Source organism: Selenomonas ruminantium AC2024, assembly GCF_000687995.1.
In the GTDB taxonomy this organism is placed as follows: Bacteria; Bacillota; Negativicutes; order Selenomonadales; family Selenomonadaceae; genus Selenomonas_A; species Selenomonas_A ruminantium_B.
Map to the genome: position 1 here is coordinate 834,701 of NZ_JIAC01000001.1, position 22,149 is coordinate 856,849.

At 51.0% G+C, this 22,149-nt stretch carries 22 protein-coding genes and 1 riboswitch; of the genes, 14 read left to right on the plus strand and 8 right to left on the minus strand.

The genetic code is table 11. From position 1 onward, the window contains the following. Positions 1-53 precede the first annotated feature (53 nt). From P157_RS14840 to P157_RS0103885, 9 genes are all read left to right on the plus strand, one after another. On the plus strand, positions 54-1,019 hold the full coding sequence (locus P157_RS14840) for a hypothetical protein (protein ID WP_051598482.1): 966 nt from the start codon (positions 54-56) through the stop codon (positions 1,017-1,019). A gap of 159 nt (positions 1,020-1,178) precedes the next feature. After that, a complete protein-coding gene (locus P157_RS0103850; protein WP_026759850.1) occupies positions 1,179-1,604 on the plus strand; it encodes a SoxR reducing system RseC family protein in 426 nt (141 codons plus the stop codon). A gap of 33 nt (positions 1,605-1,637) precedes the next feature. After that, positions 1,638-3,008 carry an electron transport complex subunit RsxC gene (gene rsxC / locus P157_RS0103855; protein ID WP_026759851.1) on the plus strand — a complete coding sequence of 457 codons (1,371 nt, stop codon included), beginning with the start codon at positions 1,638-1,640 and terminating at the stop codon, positions 3,006-3,008. Next, positions 3,005-4,021, plus strand: a complete 1,017-nt coding sequence (locus tag P157_RS0103860; protein WP_026759852.1) for an RnfABCDGE type electron transport complex subunit D — start codon at positions 3,005-3,007, stop codon at positions 4,019-4,021. The genes rsxC and P157_RS0103860 overlap by 4 nt, the downstream gene beginning before the upstream one ends. After that, positions 4,021-4,581: an RnfABCDGE type electron transport complex subunit G gene (locus P157_RS0103865; RefSeq protein WP_026759853.1), complete on the plus strand. Its 561-nt coding sequence runs from the start codon at positions 4,021-4,023 to the stop codon at positions 4,579-4,581. The genes P157_RS0103860 and P157_RS0103865 overlap by 1 nt, the downstream gene beginning before the upstream one ends. After that, positions 4,581-5,219 (plus strand): electron transport complex subunit RsxE, encoded by a 639-nt coding sequence (gene rsxE, locus P157_RS0103870; RefSeq protein WP_026759854.1) that lies wholly within the window; start codon positions 4,581-4,583, stop codon positions 5,217-5,219. The genes P157_RS0103865 and rsxE overlap by 1 nt, the downstream gene beginning before the upstream one ends. A gap of 3 nt (positions 5,220-5,222) precedes the next feature. Further along, positions 5,223-5,798 (plus strand): electron transport complex protein RnfA, encoded by a 576-nt coding sequence (locus P157_RS0103875; protein ID WP_026759855.1) that lies wholly within the window; start codon positions 5,223-5,225, stop codon positions 5,796-5,798. A gap of 10 nt (positions 5,799-5,808) precedes the next feature. Continuing rightward, positions 5,809-6,639 (plus strand): RnfABCDGE type electron transport complex subunit B, encoded by an 831-nt coding sequence (rnfB, locus tag P157_RS0103880; protein WP_026759856.1) that lies wholly within the window; start codon positions 5,809-5,811, stop codon positions 6,637-6,639. Between the two features lie 304 nt (positions 6,640-6,943). Next, a complete protein-coding gene (locus P157_RS0103885) occupies positions 6,944-7,816 on the plus strand; it encodes an NAD(P)/FAD-dependent oxidoreductase (RefSeq protein WP_026759857.1) in 873 nt (290 codons plus the stop codon). Here P157_RS0103885 and thiD read toward each other — a convergent pair. Genes thiD through thiM form a run of 3 tightly spaced genes read right to left on the minus strand, consistent with a single transcriptional unit; the run spans position 7,809 to position 10,064 of the window. Then, positions 7,809-8,606 (minus strand): bifunctional hydroxymethylpyrimidine kinase/phosphomethylpyrimidine kinase, encoded by a 798-nt coding sequence (thiD, locus tag P157_RS0103890; protein ID WP_026759858.1) that lies wholly within the window; start codon positions 8,604-8,606, stop codon positions 7,809-7,811. The genes P157_RS0103885 and thiD overlap by 8 nt on opposite strands. A 2-nt stretch (positions 8,607-8,608) precedes the next feature. Beyond that, on the minus strand, positions 8,609-9,253 hold the full coding sequence (gene thiE, locus P157_RS0103895; protein WP_026759859.1) for a thiamine phosphate synthase: 645 nt from the start codon (positions 9,251-9,253) through the stop codon (positions 8,609-8,611). Further along, positions 9,240-10,064 (minus strand): hydroxyethylthiazole kinase, encoded by an 825-nt coding sequence (gene thiM, locus P157_RS0103900; protein ID WP_230578492.1) that lies wholly within the window; start codon positions 10,062-10,064, stop codon positions 9,240-9,242. The genes thiE and thiM overlap by 14 nt, the downstream gene beginning before the upstream one ends. 62 nt (positions 10,065-10,126) lie before the next feature. Beyond that, positions 10,127-10,230, minus strand: a riboswitch (TPP riboswitch). Between the two features lie 153 nt (positions 10,231-10,383). Here thiM and P157_RS0103905 point away from each other — a divergent pair. Then, the gene (locus P157_RS0103905; protein WP_026759861.1) at positions 10,384-11,358 is read left to right on the plus strand and encodes a LacI family DNA-binding transcriptional regulator; all 975 of its coding nucleotides are present in this window, start codon (positions 10,384-10,386) and stop codon (positions 11,356-11,358) included. Positions 11,359-11,678: 320 nt separating this feature from the next. Here the strand turns inward: P157_RS0103905 and dcuC are convergent, their stop codons facing one another. Continuing rightward, positions 11,679-13,064 (minus strand): C4-dicarboxylate transporter DcuC, encoded by a 1,386-nt coding sequence (gene dcuC, locus P157_RS0103910; RefSeq protein ID WP_026759862.1) that lies wholly within the window; start codon positions 13,062-13,064, stop codon positions 11,679-11,681. A 271-nt stretch (positions 13,065-13,335) separates the two neighbouring features. Here dcuC and P157_RS0103915 point away from each other — a divergent pair, with 271 nt between their 5' ends. Genes P157_RS0103915 through nirJ2 form a run of 3 tightly spaced genes read left to right on the plus strand, consistent with a single transcriptional unit; the run spans position 13,336 to position 16,172 of the window. After that, entirely contained in the window at positions 13,336-13,947 is a 612-nt protein-coding gene (locus P157_RS0103915) for a TetR/AcrR family transcriptional regulator (RefSeq protein ID WP_026759863.1), read from the plus strand. Between the two features lie 32 nt (positions 13,948-13,979). Beyond that, entirely contained in the window at positions 13,980-15,161 is a 1,182-nt protein-coding gene (gene nirJ1, locus P157_RS0103920) for a putative heme d1 biosynthesis radical SAM protein NirJ1 (protein WP_026759864.1), read from the plus strand. A 12-nt stretch (positions 15,162-15,173) separates the two neighbouring features. After that, complete coding sequence (nirJ2, locus tag P157_RS0103925; RefSeq protein ID WP_026759865.1) at positions 15,174-16,172, plus strand: putative heme d1 biosynthesis radical SAM protein NirJ2; 999 nt, start codon at positions 15,174-15,176, stop codon at positions 16,170-16,172. A 629-nt stretch (positions 16,173-16,801) separates the two neighbouring features. Here nirJ2 and proC read toward each other — a convergent pair. Then, the gene (proC, locus tag P157_RS0103930) at positions 16,802-17,587 is read right to left on the minus strand and encodes a pyrroline-5-carboxylate reductase (protein WP_230578438.1); all 786 of its coding nucleotides are present in this window, start codon (positions 17,585-17,587) and stop codon (positions 16,802-16,804) included. Positions 17,588-17,764: 177 nt separating this feature from the next. On the opposite strand from proC, the gene P157_RS0103935 reads away from it, so the two are divergent. Then, positions 17,765-19,111: an MATE family efflux transporter gene (locus P157_RS0103935; protein WP_026759867.1), complete on the plus strand. Its 1,347-nt coding sequence runs from the start codon at positions 17,765-17,767 to the stop codon at positions 19,109-19,111. 143 nt (positions 19,112-19,254) lie between these two features. Here P157_RS0103935 and P157_RS0103940 read toward each other — a convergent pair whose 3' ends face one another. The 3 genes from P157_RS0103940 to P157_RS15445 all read right to left on the minus strand — a co-directional run bounded on the left by P157_RS0103940 (position 19,255) and on the right by P157_RS15445 (position 22,130). Beyond that, positions 19,255-19,875, minus strand: coding sequence for a hypothetical protein (locus P157_RS0103940; protein ID WP_026759868.1), 621 nt, complete (start codon positions 19,873-19,875; stop codon positions 19,255-19,257). Between the two features lie 62 nt (positions 19,876-19,937). Beyond that, positions 19,938-21,308 (minus strand): DUF3153 domain-containing protein, encoded by a 1,371-nt coding sequence (locus tag P157_RS0103945; RefSeq protein WP_026759869.1) that lies wholly within the window; start codon positions 21,306-21,308, stop codon positions 19,938-19,940. A gap of 30 nt (positions 21,309-21,338) precedes the next feature. Beyond that, complete coding sequence (locus tag P157_RS15445; protein WP_026759870.1) at positions 21,339-22,130, minus strand: zinc-ribbon domain-containing protein; 792 nt, start codon at positions 22,128-22,130, stop codon at positions 21,339-21,341. Between the last annotated feature and the right edge of the window lie 19 nt (positions 22,131-22,149).

Here is a 22,149-nt window from a genome sequence, read left to right on the forward strand (position 1 = left end):
CGCCTTTTCACCGATAGTAGGAATAGAGAGACTATTGGCAAGGAGGGATAGAAATGGCAATGATTGCCCGCGTGGCAGAGGATAAGCAGAGCTTATTGCAGACGGAAACCGTCTGGCAGAAGATGCAGAAGGACACTTCCCCGCAAAAGGAGAAGGAGGACACAGTAATCGGCAAAGCGGCGGAGGTCTATATCAGCAAAGAAGGGCGCAAGCTCAGCGAGGAAGCACTTGACCCTTTGACCCGCCTGTCGCAGACGGATTTTATGACGGACGCGGAAAAGCAACTGTCCAAGCTCTGGCAAGAGGAGCAGGACAAGGCCGAGTACAAGAAACAGGCGGCAGAGATTGAGGAGCGTCTGGCCAAAGATGCAGGGCTCACCGACAAGGAAAGGGAAGATTTGCAGGCCCAGGCGGATAAACTCAAGGAAAAGGGCATGACTTTGGATGATAAGCTCTATGCGCTCTATGACAAGAAAAATGGTATCGAGAAGAATATTGCGGAAAATGATGGTAAGTATATGGCGGCGGATATTGCTGGCCTGCAAAAGCAGATTGACCAGTTGAATCGAGAGATTTACAATGCTGCCGCTGACATAACCCGTGATGGGAAGATGAAAGATTTTCTGACACAGCAGGTGTTGAAGGAGCGGGCAGATTTGGGAATTGCCGCCAATAAAGCGAAGATTGCCAATGCGGAGTTGGAACTGCGGGATAGTGAGGCTTCCGTGACCACCCGCACGGCCGAGCAGATACAGAAGCAGGCCGATGAAAACGGCAAGTATCAGCCAACCGCTGCTGATGTGGTACAGGAGGCCGTGGAGGAAGGTAAGGCCAGAGCTGAGAAGGCCGAGGAAGAAACAGGTAAACTAGCTGACAAAGGCAGAGAATCAGCTCTCAATATGCAAAGCAATCTGGTGCAGGAAGCTAATCGTGGTGCAGACGCGGGGACGGATGAGAAAATCATCAATCACACGGAAGATATCAAAAAGCTGACTATAGAAGATGCCCTGCAACGCTAAAAAGAATAAAAGGAATTAACTGCTCTCCCAGTGAGGGCAGTTTTTATTGCCATAACGTAAATTAAACAAATTGCACTCAATAATAAAAAAATAAAAACAGGACTTTTGCCGTATGAAATCGAATAGGATATATTGTGTGAGCCTCTGGAGGTGATGGAGATGAAGCAGGAACAAGGTATTGTTTTGGAAACAGATGGCCAAACGGCGAAAGTCAAAGTGGGGCGGCATGAAGAGTGCGGCTCCTGCGGAGCCTGCAGTGGCGCGCAGAATGTGGTGGTGGAAGCAGCCAACCCCTTGGGAGCGAAAGCGGGCCAGCGGGTGCGTTTTGAATTTCGGGAGGAAAATGTGTTGACTGGGGCTTTCGTGGTCTTTATCCTGCCCTTGGTTTTCGGCGGGGTAGGCGCGGTAATTGGCCACTTCATGGCACCGTGGCTTGATGCCACTGGCAGCCTGCCTTACGTTTTGGGGGCACTGGTGTTCTTCCTGATTGCCTTAGGCCTGGTCAAGAAATTTGACCGGCGGGCGGCGCAGGATAAGGCGGCCAAACCTGTGATTATCGAGATTTTGGATAATCAACAGTCATAATATATTTTAGGAGACTATACAAGAGGTGATTGTATGTTCGAAAGCTTTCTAGGGGGCATTCACCCCAAAGACGGCAAGGAACTGGCTAAAGATAAGCCAATCGAAGATATGCCGGTGCCGCAGGAACTTGTGGTTCCGATGGGCCAGCATATCGGTGCGCCCTGCACGCCGACGGTCAAAGTGGGCGATGAGGTGAAGCGCGGCCAGCTTATCGGTACGAGTCCGGCGTTTATGCACGCCGATATTCATGCACCGGTATCGGGCAAGGTGGTAAAAATCGAGCCACGTCCCCATTCCGGAATGGGCAGCTGCATGGCGGTGGTGATTCAAAATGACGGCAAAGATGAATGGGCGGACGGCCTGCCAATGGAGCGCAACTGGCAGAGCATGGAGAATGAGGAAATTCTCGCGGCGATTCAGAGTGCCGGTATCGTAGGTATGGGCGGGGCAACCTTCCCTGCACATATCAAATTGAAGCCGAGCAAGCCTGTAGACATTTTGATTTTGAATGGCGCGGAATGCGAGCCATATCTGACCGCTGACTATCGGCTGATGTTGGAGGAAGGCGCAAAGATTATCACCGGCACGCAGATTCTGCAAAAACTGTTGGGCGTCAAGCGCACGGTTATCGGCATCGAGGACAATAAGCCCGAGGCCATCAAGGCGATGGAGCAGGCGGCAAATGGCACGAATATTGAAGTGGCGGCCTTAAAGACCAAGTATCCGCAAGGCGCGGAGAAAATGCTGATTAAAGTCATCAGCGGCCGTGAGGTGCCGATGGGCGGCCTGCCCATGGATGTGGGCGCTGTGGTGCAGAATGTGGGCACGGTGGCGGCGATTGCCGATGCCGTGGAACACGGTCTGCCGTTGACGGAGCGCATTACGACCGTAACGGGTGATGCCATCAAGGAGCCGAAGAACCTGCGTATCCGCATTGGCACCCCCTATCAGGCAGCGATTGATTACTGTGGCGGCTTTGCGGAAAGCCCCAAGAAGCTCATTGCAGGCGGCCCGATGATGGGCATGGCTCAGGCAACTACGGCAGTGCCGGTGATGAAAGGTTCTTCAGGCATTCTGGCGCTGACGGCAGAAAAAGTTGACCACGGCCCGGAGATGAACTGCATCCGCTGTGGCAAATGCGTCAAGGCTTGTCCGATGGGACTTGTGCCTTCCATGCTCTCGATTTTATCGGAGCGTCAGGCATATGATGCTTGTCGTGATGAATACGGTTTGATGAACTGCGTGGAATGCGGCTGTTGCACGTTTGTGTGCCCGGCCAAGCGCAATATCGTACAGTATATCAAGAATGCCAAGGGCTTTATTCGTGCCGAGCAGATGAAGGCCAAAGCTGCGGCTGAGGCCAAGAAGGCACAGGAAGCGGCAAAGAAGGAGGCGGAAAAATGAGTGAAGAAGCAGTAAAACAGGAAACAGCAAGCTCGCTGTTTACGGTTTCCGTATCTCCGCATATTCGTGATGATGAAACCATCAGCCATATTATGTGGCAGGTTAACGCGGCGCTATTGCCGGCGGCACTCTTTGCCGTCTGGTGGTTTGGTGTCCCTGCACTTATCAATATGATTGTCGGTGTGGTCTTTGCGGTGCTTGGTGAATATCTCTGGCAGAAGGGAATGCACCAGCCCATTACGGCCTTTGATGGCAGTGCCTGCATTACGGGCCTGCTACTGGCTATGTCGATGTCTCCCGTATTGCCGCCTTATATGGTGGCTATTGGTTCCCTGCTGGCGGTTATCGTAGCCAAGCAGTCCATGGGCGGCTTGGGCTTTAATATCTTTAACCCTGCCCATATCGGACGCGCGGCACTCATGGTGTCCTGGCCGGTAGCGATGACGACCTGGACGAAGATGGCGGATGCCAGCGGTGGCGTGGATGCCATGACCTCGGCAACGCCGCTCAATATTTTGAAGATGCAGGGTTATGATGCCCTGATTGCGACTTTTGGCAGTCAGTCAGACCTCTATTGGAATCTCTTTATCGGCACGCGCAATGGCTCGCTGGGCGAAACCAGCACGCTTTTATTGCTGCTTGGCGGGCTGTATCTGATTTGGAAAGGCTATGTCAACTGGCAGGTGCCGGTGACGATGATTGCTACGGTGGCCATTCTTACCTGGATTTTTGGCCCCGCAGGACTCTTTACCGGTGACCCGGTGTTCCATGTGATGGCAGGCGGGCTCATGCTCGGTGCCTTCTTTATGGCGACCGATATGGTGACGATTCCCATGACCATTAAGGGGCAGCTGATTTTTGCGGTGGGTGCAGGCGCACTTACTGTGCTTATCCGTCTGGTGGGCGGCTATCCCGAAGGGGTTTGCTATTCCCTGCTTCTGATGAATGCCGTGACACCGCTTATCGATAGGTTCTGCAAACCGCGTATCTTTGGGGCAGGAGGTGCAAAATAATGAGCAGCAACGAACATTCTACGTTCAAGATTGCCTTTAATTTGGCGGCGGCCTGCTTTATCTCCGGCATCGTCATCGGCTCCGTGTACTTCGTGACGGCTCCTGTGGCAGCGCAGAAAGCTGAGGAAATGAAACAGGAATCGATGAAGTCGCTGGTGCCCGAAGCGGAACACTTCACGGAAGTGGCCGGCCATGAGGGCTGGTTTACAGCCGAAAAAGGCGGCAAGGCTATTGCTTATATCGTGCCCTCTGAAAGCAAGGGCTATGGCGGCAAAATCAAAATGCTGGTGGCCGTGACGGCAGACAGCAAAGTTATTGATTTTTCGATTTTAGAGCATAACGAAACGCCGGGGCTTGGCGACAACGCGCAGAAGCCCGAATTCCGGCAGATGTTTGCGGGGAAGGGGGCGGATAAGTTAGAAGTCACCAAAGACCCCGCAAATAAGGAAAACATTCAGGCCATGACCGGCGCGACGATTTCTTCCCGCGCTGTGACCAAGGGTGTGCGGGAAGCTGTGGAAGCAGTCGCCGCCTACAAGGCTGAGGGAGGTGCGAAGTGATGAAGGAACATTGGCAAATCTTCAGCAAGGGGCTTATTGCCGAAAATCCGATTTTCATTCTGGCGCTGTCCCTGTGCCCGGCACTGGCTGTAACAACGACGGTTATCAATGGGCTGACCATGGGCCTTACGGTGACGTTTGTTATTACCACCAACAATGTCGTGGTGTCCATCGTGCGCAAATGGGTCAATCCCAAGGTGCGTGTGCCCGTGTATATCACCTCGATTGCCACGATTGTCACGGTGGCCCAGCTCGTTTTGCAGGCGTATTTTCCGGTGCTCTACAAGGCTATGGGCATCTATCTGGCGCTTGTGGTGGTGTTCGCCATCATTTTGGCGCGGGCGGAGGTGTTCGCCTCGAAAAATGGCGTCTGGAAGTCTTTTTTGGATGGCTTCGGCATGGGCTGCGGTTTTACGCTTGCGATGCTCACGATTGCCGTTATTCGCGAACTCTTTGGCGCTGGCACCATCTTGGGTGTGCCGGTCTTCGGTGAGGGCTACAATCCCATGCTGATGATGATTCTGCCGCCGGGTGCCTTTATCCTGATTGGCTATTTAGTTGCGGCTTGCAAGACCTGGAATGCCAAGCAGGAAGAAAAGGCCCGCTTGGCGGAGTTAAAAGCAGGAAAGGAGGCCTAAATTATGGGAGAGTATTTAACTTTATTTATCGGCGCGGTTGTGGTCAATAACTTCGTGCTGACGAAATTTTTGGGCCTTTGTATCTTCTTCGGTATCTCCAAGAATTTAAGCGCTTCGGTAGGCATGGGCATGGCGGTAACCTCCGTTATGACCATGAGTTCCATTCTTGCGTGGATTGTCTACTTCTTCGTGCTGGAACCCTTGGGGCTGACCTTCCTGACGACGATTGTGTTCGTCGTGCTGACGGCCAGCTTTGTGCAGCTGTTGGAACTGGTCATCAAGAAACAGGCTCCGGCGCTCTACAATATGTGGGGCATTTACCTCTTGCTGATTGCCACCAACTGTATCGTGTTGGCTGTACCCCTGCTCAATGTCGAGAGCAATTACAGTCTCTTGAAGAGTATCGTCTTTGCCATCGGCTCCGGTCTGGGCTTTGCGGTAGCCATCATCCTCATGGCGTCTTTGCGGGAAAAATTGGTTTACGCCAACGTGCCCAAGCCGTTGCAGGGCATTGGCATTGCCTTTATTCTGGCGGGAATGCTTTCTCTGGCCTTCCTGGGCTTTGCAGGCATGTTGTGAGGTGTAGTAAATGGAAAAAGCAATGATGATTATCGTCGTGCTGGTCGGTGTCGGGTTGTTCTTCGGCATCGTACTGGCACTGGCGGATAAGAAATTCTATATGGCGGTGAATCCGCTGATTAACGAGGTGGAGGAAATCCTCCCCAAGGGGCAGTGCGGCGCCTGCGGTTTTGCGGGCTGTGCCAAATATGCTGAAGCTGTGGTCGAAGACCCCAGCGTTGCGCCAAATCTCTGTGTGCCGGGCAAGGCGGCTGTAGCGGCTAAGGTTGCTGAACTGACAGGTAAGAAAGCCGAAGTGACCGAGCCTAAGTATGCCACGCTCAAATGCCGCGGTACGAAAACCGCGGCCGCCATGGCAGCCCATTACGAGGGTGTGCCGGACTGTGCGGCGGCCAAACTCATTCAGGGAGGCCCAAAGGGCTGCAAGTTTGGCTGTATCGGTTTTGGCAACTGCGTCAAGGCCTGCCCCTTTGGTGCCATGAGCATGGGCGCTGACGGCCTGCCTGTGGTGGACAAGGATATCTGTACCGGCTGTGGCAAGTGCGTAGCGACCTGCCCACAGGCCATCCTGACACTCAAGACATTCAACGAGCCTGTGGAAGTGCTCTGCAGTTCCCACGACAAGGGACCTGCGGCCAAGAAACTCTGCCAGAACGCCTGCATCGGCTGCGGCCTTTGCATGCGAAATTGCAGTCATGGCGCGATTAAGATTGACAATTTCGTAGCCGTCGTGGATGGCAGCAAGTGCGCTGAATGTGCGGAGCCGACTTGCCTGGCTAAGTGTCCGACTGGGGCGATAAAGTCTGTTATAGATGTAACCGTAGCACAAAAGACGGCGTAAAAGCAGCACCGCGCCAGCCATTGTGCCCTTTCGCTCAGACCGCTGGCTAAAAGAAAAATTTTCCATGATATATGGGTAAGCACCTAAACTCACTTCGTTCAGACAAAGGTGCTTACCCATATTTTAGTAGAGGGAAAATTTTTCTTTCTTAACGCCAGCTGCCAGACGCTGCAGTGCACAATGGCTGGCGCTCCGTTGCTTTGTCGGACGTGTTTTGCTCATCACTGTGATTGGCTCACGGTTTTTTGTCCGGGTATTTGCTATAGTGATGGCAAAGAGATTGGTTTTGAAGGGAGTGTTTTCCATGTCTAAGGTTTTAATCATTGGCTCCGGGCCTGCGGGGGTATCGGCGGCTCTTTATGCCCGCCGTGGGGGCACAGAGGTTACGGTGCTTAGCAAGGGGCTGGCGCTTAGCGGTTTACATAAAGCAGAGAAGATTGAAAATTATTATGGGCTGGCGGAGCCGGTTTCCGGGGCGGAACTTTATGCCCGAGGAATTGAGGGCGCACGGAAAATCGGTGTGGAGTTTGTGGAAGATGAACTGCTTTCGCTGATGTTCAATGATTCCTTTACCGGCTTTCAGGTGACGGGGAAGGAGCAGGCGTTTGAGGCGGATGCGGTGATTGTAGCCACAGGCGCTTCCCGTCAGTCACTCAATGTGCCGGGCGTGAAAGAATTTGCAGGTAAGGGCGTGAGCTACTGCGCCACCTGTGATGCGTTCTTTTATCGGGGCAAGACCGTGGCCGTGGTTGGTGCAGGCGTTTATGCCCTGCATGAAGCCCAGGCCCTGCTGCCGCATGCGGCGCAGGTTTTTATGCTGATCGATGGTGCAGAGTTGTCAGCGGAAGTGCCGCCGGAAATCAAAGTGCGGAACGAAAAAATCGCCGCCATAGAAGGCGGCGAGCGGGTTGAGAAAATTGTCTTTGCCGATGGCAAAGAGTTAAAGCTGGATGGCGTATTTATGGCTTTAGGCACGGCCGGCAGTACTGCCATTGCCAAAAAAATCGGTGCCCAGCTTGACGGCAACAACATCAAAATAGATGCCCATGGCGCTACAAATGTACCGGGGCTCTTTGCGGCAGGCGATTGTACCGGCGGACTGCTGCAGATTGCCAAGGCGGTGTATCAGGGGGCTGAGGCGGGGCTGGCGGCAGTAAAATATCTGCGGACTAAATAGCCCAGCCGTGGTGCAGTGGCCCTGCGCCATGGCCAAGGTTGAGGCCGGCCTGCAGGGCGCCCGTGATATAGGCTTTGGCGTTCTTTACGGCAGTAGTTAAGTCTTGCCCTTTTGCCAGATTGCTGGCAATGGCAGAGGACAGAGTACAGCCGGTGCCGTGGGTGTTGGGATTGGCGATATGTTCGCCTTTCAGCCAAAGAGGACCGTCTGCGGTATAGAGCAGGTCGTCCGCATCCAAGTGGCGGTGGCCGCCTTTGCAGAGCACATTGCAGCCGTAAGTTTCGTAAAGTTTTTTGGCGGCGAGTATCATATCTTCATGGCTCTTGATTTCCATAGCGGCCAAAACCTCAGCTTCCATAAGATTGGGGGTAATGACTGTGGCCAGTGACAGAAGTTCTTTCTGTAGGGCGGATATGGCATCTTCATTCAGTAGCCTGGCCCCGCTGGTGGCTACCATTACGGGGTCAACCACGATGTTTTTCGCGTGATACTGGTTGAGCTTGGCGGTGATAACTTCAAGCAGTTCGCGGTCAAAGACCATGCCCGTCTTGACGGCATTCGGGAAAATATCGGTAAAAACGCTGTCTAATTGTGCGGCCAGCATTTCCGGAGCAGTTCGAACAACTGCTGTGACGCCTGTGGTATTTTGCGCAGTCAGGGCGGTGATGGCGCTCATGCCGTAGACACCATTGGCCAGCATGGTCTTGAGGTCAGCCTGAATGCCTGCGCCGCCGCTGGAGTCGCTGCCAGCAATGGTCAGTACGGTTTTGAGTTCGCATTTTTTTACCATGATTAAAACTCCTTTGCCATAAGCTGTCGCAGATTCGCGGCGGCTTTTTTGATGTCTTTTTGGGCAAAGATGGCTGACACCACAGCGGCACCAGAAATGCCCGTGTCGGATAGTTTAACGATATTATCTGCGTTAATGCCGCCGATGGCCACTACGGGAATATCAACAGCGGCTGTAATGGCTTTCAGTGTATCAAGGGGAACTTCGACGGCATCTGTTTTTGTGCCGGTGGGAAACACCGCACCCACGCCTAAATAATCGGCGCCATCCCGGCAGGCGGCGATGGCTTGCTCGACAGTCTGTGCCGATACGCCGAGAATTTTATCCGGGCCCAAAAGTTTACGGGCCTTGGCGGCGGGCATATCGTTCTGCCCGATATGGAGACCATCGGCATCACAGGCCAGCGCAATGTCCAGATTATCATCCACGATAAAGGGAACATGATAGCTTTGGCAGAGTGATTTTATTTCCTTGGCAGTGCGCAAAAATTCATCAAAGGGCAGATGCTTTTCCCGCAGCTGCACGCAGGTTACGCCGCCTGCCAAGGCTTTTTCGACTGCTTCGGCAAGGGCTGAGCCATTCAGCCAGCGGCTGTCGGTGACGGCATAGAGCTGCAAATCGGTGGCGGCAATATTAGCGGATTTCATATTTTGCCCCCTTTGTCAGTTCCTCAGCCGTCAGATGACAGATGGCGTCGATAATGCGGTTGCGGTAGGTGGCATTGCCTTCGTGAGGAAGAAGGTGCTTATGGGCAATCTCGCCGGCAAGTCCCATAGCCATTACGGCAACTGCGGCGGCTTCTAAAGGTTTTGTGGCATTTGCGGCAATGCAGGCGGTAACGAGCGCCGAGCACTGGCAGCCGGTGCCTGTGATGCGGCTCATTTCCGGATGGCCGTTGCGGATAATATAGCATTGTTTGGTGTCAGCGACCAAATCAATGGCACCGGTAATGGCCACAATGGTGTTTAACTTTTGGGCGGCCTGCTTGGCAAATTCGCAGGAATGGTCAAGGTTTTCTTCGGTTACGCAGTCCACAGCGGCGGCATCTACGCCCTTAGTGTTACCTGTGCCATGAATCAGCGTCTTGATTTCCGAGATATTGCCCCGCACGCAGATGATGCTGTCCGTCTGTAAGATATCGAGAGCAGTCTGCGTCCGCAGTTTGGTGGCACCGGCTCCCACCGGGTCGAGGACAACCGGATGGTTTAATTCTTTTGCTTTGCGGGCGGCGCGCAGCATGGCCGGGATGGTGCGTTGGTTGAGCGTGCCGATATTCAGGCAGAGCCCTGCGGCCAGCTGCGTGATTTCAGCCGCTTCGGCTGCATCATCTGCCATAACGGGGCTGGCTCCGCAGGCCAGCGTGATATTGGCCACATCATTTACCGTCACATAGTTGGTAATGTGGTGAATCAGCGGCGTGTTCTTGCGAATGTTTTCCCAGATGTTAAACAAATCAATTCCTCCTTCAAGTGGAGGGAAAAGGGCAAACGAAAAGGACTATCCAATTTTGGATAGTCCCGAATGACGTTATTCCTACTTCCCTACGTTGGCATTATCCAAATCAGGTGCGGTCGAAGTGCATAACTTCCTCTCAGCCCGTCTGCGAGCTCCCGTGTATGTGATTGTTATCTTTTACTTTAGCTGTTACGTGCTGGTTTGTCAATGGGCTTATCTTTTTGGGGGGGAATTGCGTTCGCAGTTAGAACTCTGCTGCTTGTTGTGGCGGTATTTTGCTGTTACAATAATTAGCAGAAAGATATTGTCAGCAGGAGGAGCAATGGTCAGGATTAAGGATGTAGCCAGGGAAGCTGGCGTGGCACCGAGTACGGTGTCGCTTGTGATGAATAAAAAAGGCTATGTATCAGAGGAAACCCGCCGTAAGGTGGAAGCGGCCATGAAAAAATTGCACTATGTGCCCAGTGGCGTGGCACGTAGTCTATCATTGAACCGGACCAATACCATCGGGGTTATTATGCCTTCGGCAGCTCATCCCTTTTTTGGTGAGCTCATTGGTGAACTGGAAACGGCGTTGTATAATGCCGGGTATAAGATGGTGCTTTGTTGCACGCATGCCAAAGATAATGCTGAACGTCATTTTGTAGAAATGTTGAAACGGCGCAATATGGATGGGATTATCATGGGGGCGCATTCTCTGGATGAAGGGCTTTATGACAATCTTGAGCGGCCGGTGGTAGCTTTTGACCGTTACTTGAATGACTGTATCCCCATTGTGCACTGTGACCATTGTCAGGGCGGAAAACTAGCGGCGGAGACTTTTTTGCGGCACAGCTGCCGGCACGTAGTGGAAATTGTGGGCAGCAGCATTATGAAAACACCCGCGGATGACTATCATCGGGTAGCAGCGGAAATTCTGACCAGTCAGGGTGTGAAGGTTGACCGGATTGAAAGACCGTGGAATGAACCGTCCTATGCAAGTTTTATGCAGATAGCCCGGCAGCTGTTTGCTGACTACCCGGATGCTGATGGAATTCTGGGGGCAGACCTTTCCGTATCGGCCTGTCTTTATGTGGCGCAGGAGAGAGGACTGCGGGTGCCGGAGGATGTAAAACTGCTGGCCTATGATGGTACGCTGATTACACAGATGGGAACGCAGCCCCTTACGGCTATTCGGCAGCCGATAAAGGAACTGGCAGAACTGACCGTATGTAAGCTCATTGCCATGATTAAAGGCGAACAGGATTCACAGCCGTGGATGATTGCCCCCACGTTTCAGCCAGGGGCTACTTGTTGAAGCCGCTGGCTAAAGGCAAAAATTCTTGACAAACAGACAGGTGATGTTATAATAATGTTTATCGAACCGGTTCGATAAACTAGAACTGGTTTTTCTCGGCAGCTTCACCCTTTACAGGTCAGGAGCTTTAATCCCCTTTGAAATAAGTGCTGATTGTAAATAGTTTTAGTGACAACCGGTTATCCCCATTCCGGATACAGCTTCCCCAGCTGAAAAATAAAACATCTAAATCTATTACTTGACAACAAGAAGAACTTTATTTCAACGCAAAACAGGCTGGCTATAAGTACTCGCTTATAGTCAGCCTGCTTTTTTTATGTTTAGAAGAACAATATCAGCGTCACCGCGATATTCACTACCGTAGCCACGGCTACCGGGATAAAGGTGCGCTTAGCCAAATCCATGGGGGAGAGGCCTGCGGCACCGGCCACGACAATCATGACGGCGGCGATTGGGGAGAGGGAACGTGCCAGGTTGGACACGAAGTTCATGGGCAGTACTAAGAGCACCGGAGCAATGCCAGAGAGTGCGGCAACTTTCGGTGCCAAAGGTACGAAGGCAAAGAAGGTTGCGTTGCCGCTGCCGGTGATGAGGGTGGCGGCGATGATGATGCTGACGAAGACGAACATCATGCCGATACCGCCGAGGCCAGCGTTCTGGGCACTTTCAATCAAGGTGTCGATAGCGCCCAAAGAGATAAGGCCCTTGGAGAAGGTTTCGGCAGCTACGACGAGGGTAACAACGGTGGCCATCTGCAGGCCCATGCCGTTCCAGAAAGAGCCGATGTCCTTGCAGGCTTTGAGGCCATCACGGTGGCGGATAAACTCAATGAGCATGGTCAGGAAGATGCTGACCAGCGTAGCCAGGCTGATGTCCATCTTGATGCCCGTGTTTTCGTTGAGGCCGAAGAACAGCACCAGGAGCAGGGGCAGGGTGGGCAGCAACGCGTAGAAGGCAGGCACATCCGGCGTTTCCTGGGCTTTAGCCTGTTCGGCGGTCACAGCGGCAGATACATCCTTGCCGGCCATTTCATCCGGGTTCTTGGCATCCAGATAGCGCTGGACGAAGAAGTGGGCAACGGCCAGTGCGCCTACGGTGCAGAGACCGACGGGCACCTGATACTGCATAAAGTAGGGCACAATCTCCATGCCGATGAGTTCTGCGGCAAAGATGTTGTCAGCCCCGGCCGGGCCCCAGCCCGGAGCGGAAGTGGTGGCGATGACGGCGCAGGCGGCAATCCGGCTGACACCCAGGCGCACCAGCACCGGATACATGGTCACCATGAGCAAGAGGCCGAAGCCGGAAGCGGAACTGATGAACATGGCCAGGAAGTTGCCCAGCACGGAAGTCAGAGCCAGCACCATATAGGGATGGCCCAGTTTTTTCAAGGGCTTGATGGCGATGCGTACGAGGGACGTGCTGGCGCCAATGCAGTCCATATACTTGGAGAAACCGCCAATCAGCATAATAATCATACCGAGCTTAGCGGCACGGCTGCTGAAGGCCAGGCTGATGGACTGGATGATATCCAGCCAGGGGGAACCAGTTGTCTGCTTGGCCGGGAGAATTTCGCCCAGACCAAAGACCAGGGTCAGCACCATCATAACGATGCCGGCGGTAAAGAGTACAGGCTGCGCCGGGTACTTTTTGAGTACGAAGCGGGCAACCCAGGCCACCACGACGATGGCGATGAGAAGACCTAACATAATGATACCTCCAAAGTTAGCAACATTACACATAGTGATGTTTTCTGTGTACGTTGCTCGTGCAATATTGTATTACCAAAACTTATCATAAGATAATAATTAATAATACATAATTATCATACAATATCTTTTATCCTGCCGCAAGAGGGATTTTTGCCGATGTAGGTTTGTACAAAAATGTGAATCGAATTCATTTTTTCCTTCACAGAGGCTGACTTTTCCGATATAATAGAAAACAGAATGAAATGTACAGAAACGGGGCGATGCAATTATGGAAGAGAAAATGGGCCGCCGGGAGCGCAAAAAACTCCTGTCACGGCAGGCGATACTGGACGCAGCTGTGGTGGTGTTCAGCAAGAAGGGCTTTCGTGAAGCATCCATTGCGGACATTATGAATGGTGCGGACCTGGGCACAGGCACCTTTTACAATTACTTCCAATCCAAGGAGGAGCTCCTGGTACATCTCCTTGGACGGTTGGTCGCAGAGGTCAACGCCGCCATCAAGGATTTGCGGAATGAGGGGCGCCCTGCATGCGAGCAGCTTTCGGTGGCCTGCACCTTAACTGCTAAATTTCTGGATGAAAATCGCTATGTTTTGCCCTTGTTCTTGGCGGCGGCAGACCATTCGGGCCTGCCGGAGGATGCGGAGGAGCGCAAGTCCGTGCCTACCCCGGGCTTTAAGCCACTGTTCGAGCGCATCCTGAAGGAAGGACAGGAAAATGGCGAGGTGCGCAAGGATGTGCCTGCCGAGCTGATTACGGAGATGTTTCACTCTATCTATCAGGCCACGGCCTTCAGTAAACTGGACATTTCCTTTCAGGAAAATGTGGCGATGAAAATGCGGCTGCTGCTGGATGGGATTAAGGTGCAGACGGCTGAATAATTTGTGTATTGTGTTTTAGGAGAAGGAATCAGATGATTAGTGTAACGAAACTGTTGTTCGCGCGGGAATACTACGGCGATAACCTGCGCTATACGAAGAACGCCCATACCATGAGAAATGGGGCGGCTGAGGGCATGGGGCCGGTGGTGGTCTGGAATTCCACCAAGACCTGCAACCTCAAGTGCATGCATTGTTACATGGGCTCGGATGCCCAAAAATATAAAGACGAGCTGACCACGGAGGAAGCCAAGAAGTTCATTGACGATTTGGCAGACTTCCATGTGCCCGTATTGTTGTTCTCCGGCGGCGAGCCTTTGATTCGGCCGGACTTCTTCGAGCTGGCGGAATACGCTCAGAAAAAGGGGGTAAGACCTACCCTGTCCACCAACGGCACCTTGATTACCCGGGAAGTGGCCCAGCGCATCAAGGATATCGGCGTGGGCTATGTAGGCATCTCCCTGGACGGCCTTCAGGATGTCAACGATAAGTTCCGTGGGGTAGAAGGCTCATTCGAGAAGGCCATGAAGGGCATTGAAAACTGCGTGGCCGTTGGCCAGCGGGTGGGCCTGCGCTTTACCATCAACCACCACAACATTCAGGAGTTGGACAATATCTTTGACTTTATCGAAGAAAAGGGCATTAACCGGGTCTGCTTCTATCATCTGGTGTACTCCGGCCGTGGCGAAAAGATGGTCAATCAGGACGTGACCCCGGAAGAATCCCGCAAGGCTATGGATACCATTATTCGCCGCACCCGGGATTTTGAGGAACGAGGCCTGGAAAAGGAAATCCTCACGGTGGACAACCACTGCGACGGCGTTTATATGTACCTCAAGGCACTGGCTGAGGGTCGGGATGAAACGGCAGAGCAGATTAAGAAGTATATCTCCATGAACGGCGGCAACCGCTCAGGTATCGCTTTCGGTGAGGTTGACCCCTTGGGCTATGTGCATCCTGACCAGTTCACCCAGCATCATACCTTCGGCAACGTGCGGGAACGGAAGTTCGGGGATATTTGGTCAGATGTCAGCGCCAGCCCCATTCTGGCCGGTCTGAAAGACCGCAAGCACCTCCTGAAGGGCCGCTGCGCCAAGTGCAAGTTCCTGGACAACTGCAACGGCAACTTCCGCACCAGAGCAGAAGCGGTTACCGGGGATTTTTGGGAGTCGGACCCCTCCTGCTATCTCACCGATGAAGAAATCGGCATCAAGTGAGGAGGGCGCAACATGAAAATTGTATCCTGGAATACGACCAACAACTGCAATATGTACTGCGCCCATTGCTACCGTGATGCAGGCTGCAAGGCTGAGGACGAACTCTCCACGGAAGAAGCCAAAAAGCTCCTGCGGGAAATCGCCAAGGCGGGGTTCAAAATCATGATTTTCTCCGGCGGCGAACCGTTGACCCGTCCGGATATTGTGGAACTGGTGAAGTATGCGTCTGATTTGGGGCTGTTTCCCGTGTTCGGTACCAATGGCACGCTGATTACGCTCGAAATGGCCAAGGCCTTGAAAGAGGCCGGGGCTAGAGGCATGGGCATTTCGCTGGATTCGCTGGACAAGGAAAAGCACGACAAATTCCGCGCCTTCCCCGGTGGCTGGGACGGCGCGGTGCAGGGCATGAAGAACTGCCGCGAAGTGGGCCTGCCCTTCCAGATTCATACGACGGTGATGGATTGGAACCAGCAGGAACTCGAAGCGATGACGGATTTTGCTGTGGAAATCGGCGCTAAGGCGCATCATTTCTTCTTCTTGGTGCCGACGGGCAGAGCCGCAACGATTGAGGAAGAATCCCTGCGGGCGGAGCAGTATGAAGATGTGCTGACCCGCATTATGAAGAAACAGCAGGAAGTGGATATTGAATTAAAGCCGACCTGCGCGCCACAGTTCCTGCGCATTGCTGACCAGCTGGGCATTAAGACGCGATTCCATCGTGGCTGTCTGGCAGGGCTCAGCTATTGTATCATCAGCCCGCGGGGCAAGGTACAGCCCTGCGCTTACCTCAATATGGAATTGGGTGATGTGCATGATACGCCATTTGATGAAATCTGGAATGACAGCGAAGTGCTGAAGAAACTGCGTACGCTCGAATATAGCGGTGGGTGCGGCAGCTGCAACTATAAGGGCGTTTGCGGCGGGTGCCGGGCTAGAGCGGCTTATTACCATGGCGGGGATTATATGGCGGAGGAGCCTTGGTGTCTCTATCATGGACGCAGAGGCGAATAAGAAGGATTATCACCGTGGGTTCGTGGTGGTCGGGCGGGGCCGTCAGCATTGCCACGATTCCGCTTAGCCCCTTTGCTAAAATATTTTTTTGCCTTTTATATAACGGGAAACGTCTAAACTCACTGCGTTCAAACAAAGACGTTTCCCGTTATTTTTAGTGGTATGGGCAAAAAATATTTCTTAACGCCAAGGGGCAAACGCTCCACTGCGGCAATGCTGACGGCCCCGCCCTGAGTTACTTTGCGCATCGGTGCCCTCGCGCCGGTTGACATCGGCGTTGTGGGGCGTGTCTGTTATGAAAGTGTTGGAAATAGAAGAAAAGGTCGTTAAGCTGCAGCATTGAGACTGAGGGCGTGAACCAAAATCAACAGAGCAGCAGGCACTAAGGCGGAGCGGCCGGGAACTGGCCACAGCGAAGCGTATGGCCGCTGGCGTAAAGAAAATCATTTTTGCCCACCACAAAAAGAAACGCCAAGCACTTTTGTTTGAACGCAGTGAGTTTAAGTGCTTGGCGTTTTATCCTAGGCAAAAATGATTTTTAGCCAGCGGTCTTAGCGTAGTCGGGGCCAGTTCCCGGCCGCTCCGCCGCCTTCTCTGATGATTTGTAGCCTTTAAGCTACCAGGCGCGGTTATTTATTCATAATCGCATCCACGGACTTAATGCATGCATTGCGCAATCCGTATTCTTCAAGTGCCGTTACCCCGCGGATGGTAGTCCCTGCCGGGCTGCAGACATTATCTTTGAGCACGCCTGGATGGGTACCCGTAGCGAGCTGAAGTTTTGCCGAACCGAGCACCATTTGGGAAATCAGCTTATAGGCATCTTCGCGTTTTAAGCCATATTTTACTGCCGCATCACCATAAGCCTCGATAAAGAGGTCGACAAAGGCCGGGCCGCAGCCAGTGACGGTGCCGCCAATGCCCATGAGATTGCTGGGAAGTTCCTGCACCAAACCCACAGCGGCAAAGAGTTTTTTGATTTCGGCGTGTTCCTCTGGCGTAAGAGTATTGTGCTCCTCAAAGAGCAGTACCCCTTCACCGACCATTGCCGGCGTGTTGGGCATGATGAATTGCAGGCGGACGCCGACAGGCAGGACGCTCTCATAGCGTGCAAAGTCCCAGCCGGCGGCGATGGAGATTAGGGCTTTGCCCTTTAATTTATCGCCAAGTTCTGTCAGGACGCTCTCAATCTGGTAGGGCTTGCAGGCCATTACCAATGTATCGCAGGTATCTGCCAGTTCCTGCACGGTCTTAACTGCCGTAAAGCCGATAGCGGCGGCATTTTTGGCCAGCTTTTCCTGATTGGGGGCAAAGGCGTAGACTTTTTCCTTGGCAATGGCGCCCGCGTTGATAAAACCTGCGGCGAGTGCCTGCGCCATATTGCCCATGCCGATAAATCCGAGTTTTTCCATCATGTACCTCCTGTAATATATAAAGATGTTTTTTCGACAATCACTGCTATTATTGTAACATAAAATACAGGCCTCCAAAGTCCCAGTAAGAAAAATTTTTAGCGGGGGTTGTTTATTTTAGATTGTGCGTTATAATAAGTAAACCGTTTGCTTTTTGGCGATTAGTTTGAGGTGAATAGAATGTTAAACACAAGGGACATGGATATGCTTCATGGCTCTTTTTGGGATAAGCTGATTATTTTTGCGATTCCCTTGGCCCTTACCGGTGTTCTGCAGCAGCTCTTCAATGCGGCAGATGTGGCCGTTTTGGGGCAGTTTGTGGGCAAGAATGCCATGGCGGCCGTGGGCAATAATATCTCTGTTATCGGTATCTTGGTCAATCTCTTTATGGGGCTTTCGCTCGGCTCGAATGTGGTGATTGCCCGCTTTATCGGAGCGAAGAAGCCGGAAAAGGTTGGCACAGCTGTGCAGACGTCTTTTGCTTTGGCGGTGGCGACAGGTTTTGCCCTGCTGCTGTTTGGCGAGCTGATGGCTACGCCGATTATCAACTGGTTGGATGTGCCGGCCGAAGTTGAGGAAATGGCGGAAACCTACTTGCGGGTGTATCTGCTCGGCCTGCCTTTTATCGGCATGTATAACTTTGAAGCGGCTATTCTGCGTGCCCGCGGGGATACGCGTACGCCGCTCTTGGCGCTGGCCGCAGCCAGTGTGGTCAATATCGCACTGGACTTGCTCTTTGTCCTTTGGGGCTGGGGCGTTATGGGCGTGGCGCTCGCTACGGTTGTGGCTACCGGCGTCAGTGCCTTTATCCTGTTCTGGTTCCTGACCCATTCGCAGGATATTTTGCGCCTGCATTTTGACGGCTTTGTTTTGGACGGCCGTCTGTTGCGGGATATTGTGGCCATTGGCCTGCCCGCGGGGATTCAGGGTATGGTCTTTTCGTTCTCGAATATTTTGATTCAGGCGGCGGTGAACAGTTTGGGGCCGGATGCCATGGCGGCATCGGCGGCGGCTTTTGCCATTGAGGTCAATGTTTACTGCGTGCTCAACGCCTTTGCCCAGGCCACGACGACTTTTGTGAGTCAGAATTACGGTGCGGGCAATCTGCCACGCTGCTTCCAGATTACCAAGGTGGGACTGGGACTGGATGTCGCCTTTACCGTGGCGATGGGCGTTATCGTGATTGGCTTTGCGCGGGAGTTCCTGTCTCTGTTCAATGCGGATGAAACCGTCGTAGAACTTGGCATTATCCGCTTCTGGTATATCGTGGCGCCGCAATTTTTGCAGGTCTTTATCGATGTGCTGTCTGGCGCACTGCGCGGCTATGGCTTTTCGCTCCCGCCGGCAGTGCTCGCGCTCGTGGGTATTTGCGGCGTGCGCATTACCTGGCTGTATACGCTGTTCCCTGCCAGCCCCGACTACGCCACCTTGATGGCTTGCTATCCCGTGAGCTGGCTGATTACCGGCATCTTTATCGCCATCCTCTATCGTTACTGCCGTGGACATATCAAATTGATTCGCGTGTGAGACGTGGTAGGGGCAAACGTATTCAAGATTAGGTAATGTTAATATATAACGGGAAACATCTACACTTGTTGTGTTCAAGTAAAGACGCTTCCCGTTATTTTAGTGTTAAGGTATTTTGATTTTTATGCCAGCATGTAAAGAATTTATTTTGGGAATTTTATATATAAATCCAATACATTGTCTATCTTAATGATTTGCCAAGTACCATCAGCGAGTTTCTGCATGCGTAAATCAACAAGGAAATTATCCTTTAAATCATTATCGTAAAAATCTAGTGAAATAACACATAGATCCTTGTTGAAAAAACGCTTTGCTTTTATGCCATTGTATGTAGTAGATTGTTGTGAGTTTTTTAAGAAGAAATCAGATAAATTGTTTTTAGATTTATTATTGGACTTTGAATTATTATTAACTGTAAATGATTTTTTTATGTCACTTTCCAGCTCGGTGATATGAGATTCGCGCATATCATTTAAATAATCCATTGCCATTTTTCGTTCTAGTTTGCTGAGGGATGTGTTTTTATTGACTTCATAGGGCAAAACATTATCGTAATAATCCGCTATGATATTATGTAAGTCAACATGTTTGTTAAAGGTATTTAAATCATTTTGCCCGATGGCTTTTATCACAATTTTTAATGTGTATTCTGGCGTTGATGTGTAATATTTATATCCAAATATTGCACCGATAATCACCACTAAACAAATTGTGAAAAAGGATATCTGTTTTGTGGTGAAGCCTCCTTGTTCATTATTATCCATCCGTGCTACCTCCTTTTTGTAAAACTAAAAGGAAATTAAATGGGAATTAAATGGGAATTATCTCATCTGATAATTCGCGAGCCGATATAATCTATAACGCCATTTTTTACGGCAAAGCGCAATAAGCAATTGTCGTTGTTAATGGAGCGAAATTGATATTCATACAATGTAGAGCCATTGTATTCTGTTTTTCCATAGGGATCGCCATAGGCTTGTAATATCTCCTGAACGCTGTCTCCTTGTCGTAAACCACGTTTTGTTTGTACGCGGCTGCTATTGGAATAGAGACTTTCCACATGGCCATTGGCTACAATAATTTCCCAATCTGGGTAGTAATAGTGAGTAAAGCCAGAATCATCTAGTTTAGACGGCTTTTCTTCCTTACCTAGACGTCCCTGTAATTGATCGAAGGACAAACATAAATCAACTGGTCCTAAAGCTGTTTCCGTGGCTGGTTTTGTTGAGATATCCAGCATTTGAGCTGAAGAAGCAGCATTAGTATTGGCGATTTTGGTATCTGCTGGTTTGGTGGTTTTTTCACTTACCTTATCGCTGGCTTTATTTTTCTTAGGAGAATTGAGCTTATCTTTAGTATCAGATATTATATCTTGTTCAGTATAGTGGGGCTGTTCTTCAATTAGGTAGTAAGTACCACCAGCTAAAATTAGTAAAAGCATTCCACAGAGAATGGCAAGATTTTTGGCGTTGGCAGATACGGAACTGTTTTGCTTATTTTTATTTGCTTTGGCCATAAAATTAAACATTGCTAATAAAAGCACAAGTGCTACTACAGCAAGCCCGATGACACGGTCTTTATGCCAAATTCTAAAATCTGCTTTAACAGTGGAGGTTTCATTACCAATTAAGGCAGCGGAAAGATCCCAGTAAAGTTCTTTACCTTCATTGGTGACTTTGGTGGCATTAGTGTTGCCGGAGGGATAAGGCAACTTTAAAGTGAAGTCAAATTTCATATCAGAAAGCATTGACTTAGCCAGGGTTTGTTGTTCTTGAGGTAAATCTTTGATGTCTTTGTTGTCATTATTGTTTTCAAAGATTAAATCCAAGGAATAAGAGTCGAACAACAGCCCTTTTTTCATTTGTATGCCATTATTTAGTCCCTTGTGTGCATCGAATAAATTGACATCCTTAGCCATGGTGCGGATATCCTTATAATTCGTTTCCGCATGGAATCCTTTCAGATTGCCATTAGATACGCTGTCTACCTTGGCATCGGGGGAGTTCTTGGTGACGTCTTTTTTAGCTTGTTCAATTTCATCTTGCAAAAACTCGTTACCAACCATGGTGCGATTCAGTATAACACTGCCATCTTCGTGAATTTCAATGTCTGCTTTTACTTGAAAGCAACCGCTGGTTAGCATTGTCACTAAGATTAGGCAGAGGGTAAGGAAGAGTGTATTTTTTTTCTTGGTCAATGCTCTCACCTCTTCTACAATAACTTACTGTTAAAGCTTAATATTCTTTATAAGCAATCCTAATATACCTGTAACAATAATGGAAAAAATCCAACCAGGTAACTGTAGTGAACCTAAAACAATTGTGCGCTGCAAGGCTTCTTTCCAACCTTTTAGGATACCAGAAAAATCTGGAGATACGCCTAGTTTATGCGCAAGACAACCGCTGCCACCGATACACATTAAAATGCTACCACCGGTAAAAGCATAGAAACCTGCTGAAAAGCTGAAGGCGGCTTTGGCTGCAGCCTTACCTGTACTGCCTAAAAGTTGTGATACTTCATCCATGGTAGAATGATATTCTAAAAATCCTACTGCTAATAAGAGCAGTAAGCCTGTACCGATAACTGGCATTATATCGACCTGCCCTTGGGCATGAAAATAAAGGGCGATTACAGCAAAGAGGGCGATGGCAACTGTAACAAGTCCGCTGATTTCAGAGATGGAAAAAGAACCAAGTCCACCTAAAACACTTATCATGGGTAAAAAGGGTGACAGGATTACCAAAACAGCACCAGCATAAGCAGTTTTCCCTAAAACATCAGGACTAATAGTGCCAGCTTGAGATTGTGTTCCTTGAGGTCGTGTTACTTGAGTTTGTGCCACTTGAGGCTGTGCTACTTGAGGTTGAGGAGGCGCGGTGTCAGCTGGTGGCGGCTGGGGGGGCGTAGTGTTTGGCGTTGTAGGGGGCGTAGGTAGTTGGGCTTCCAGTTTAGTTCCGCATTCTGGGCAGAATAAAACATTATCGGGCAGGTTTTGACCGCAGTTATTACATTTTTTCATGGTTGCATTCCTCCTGATT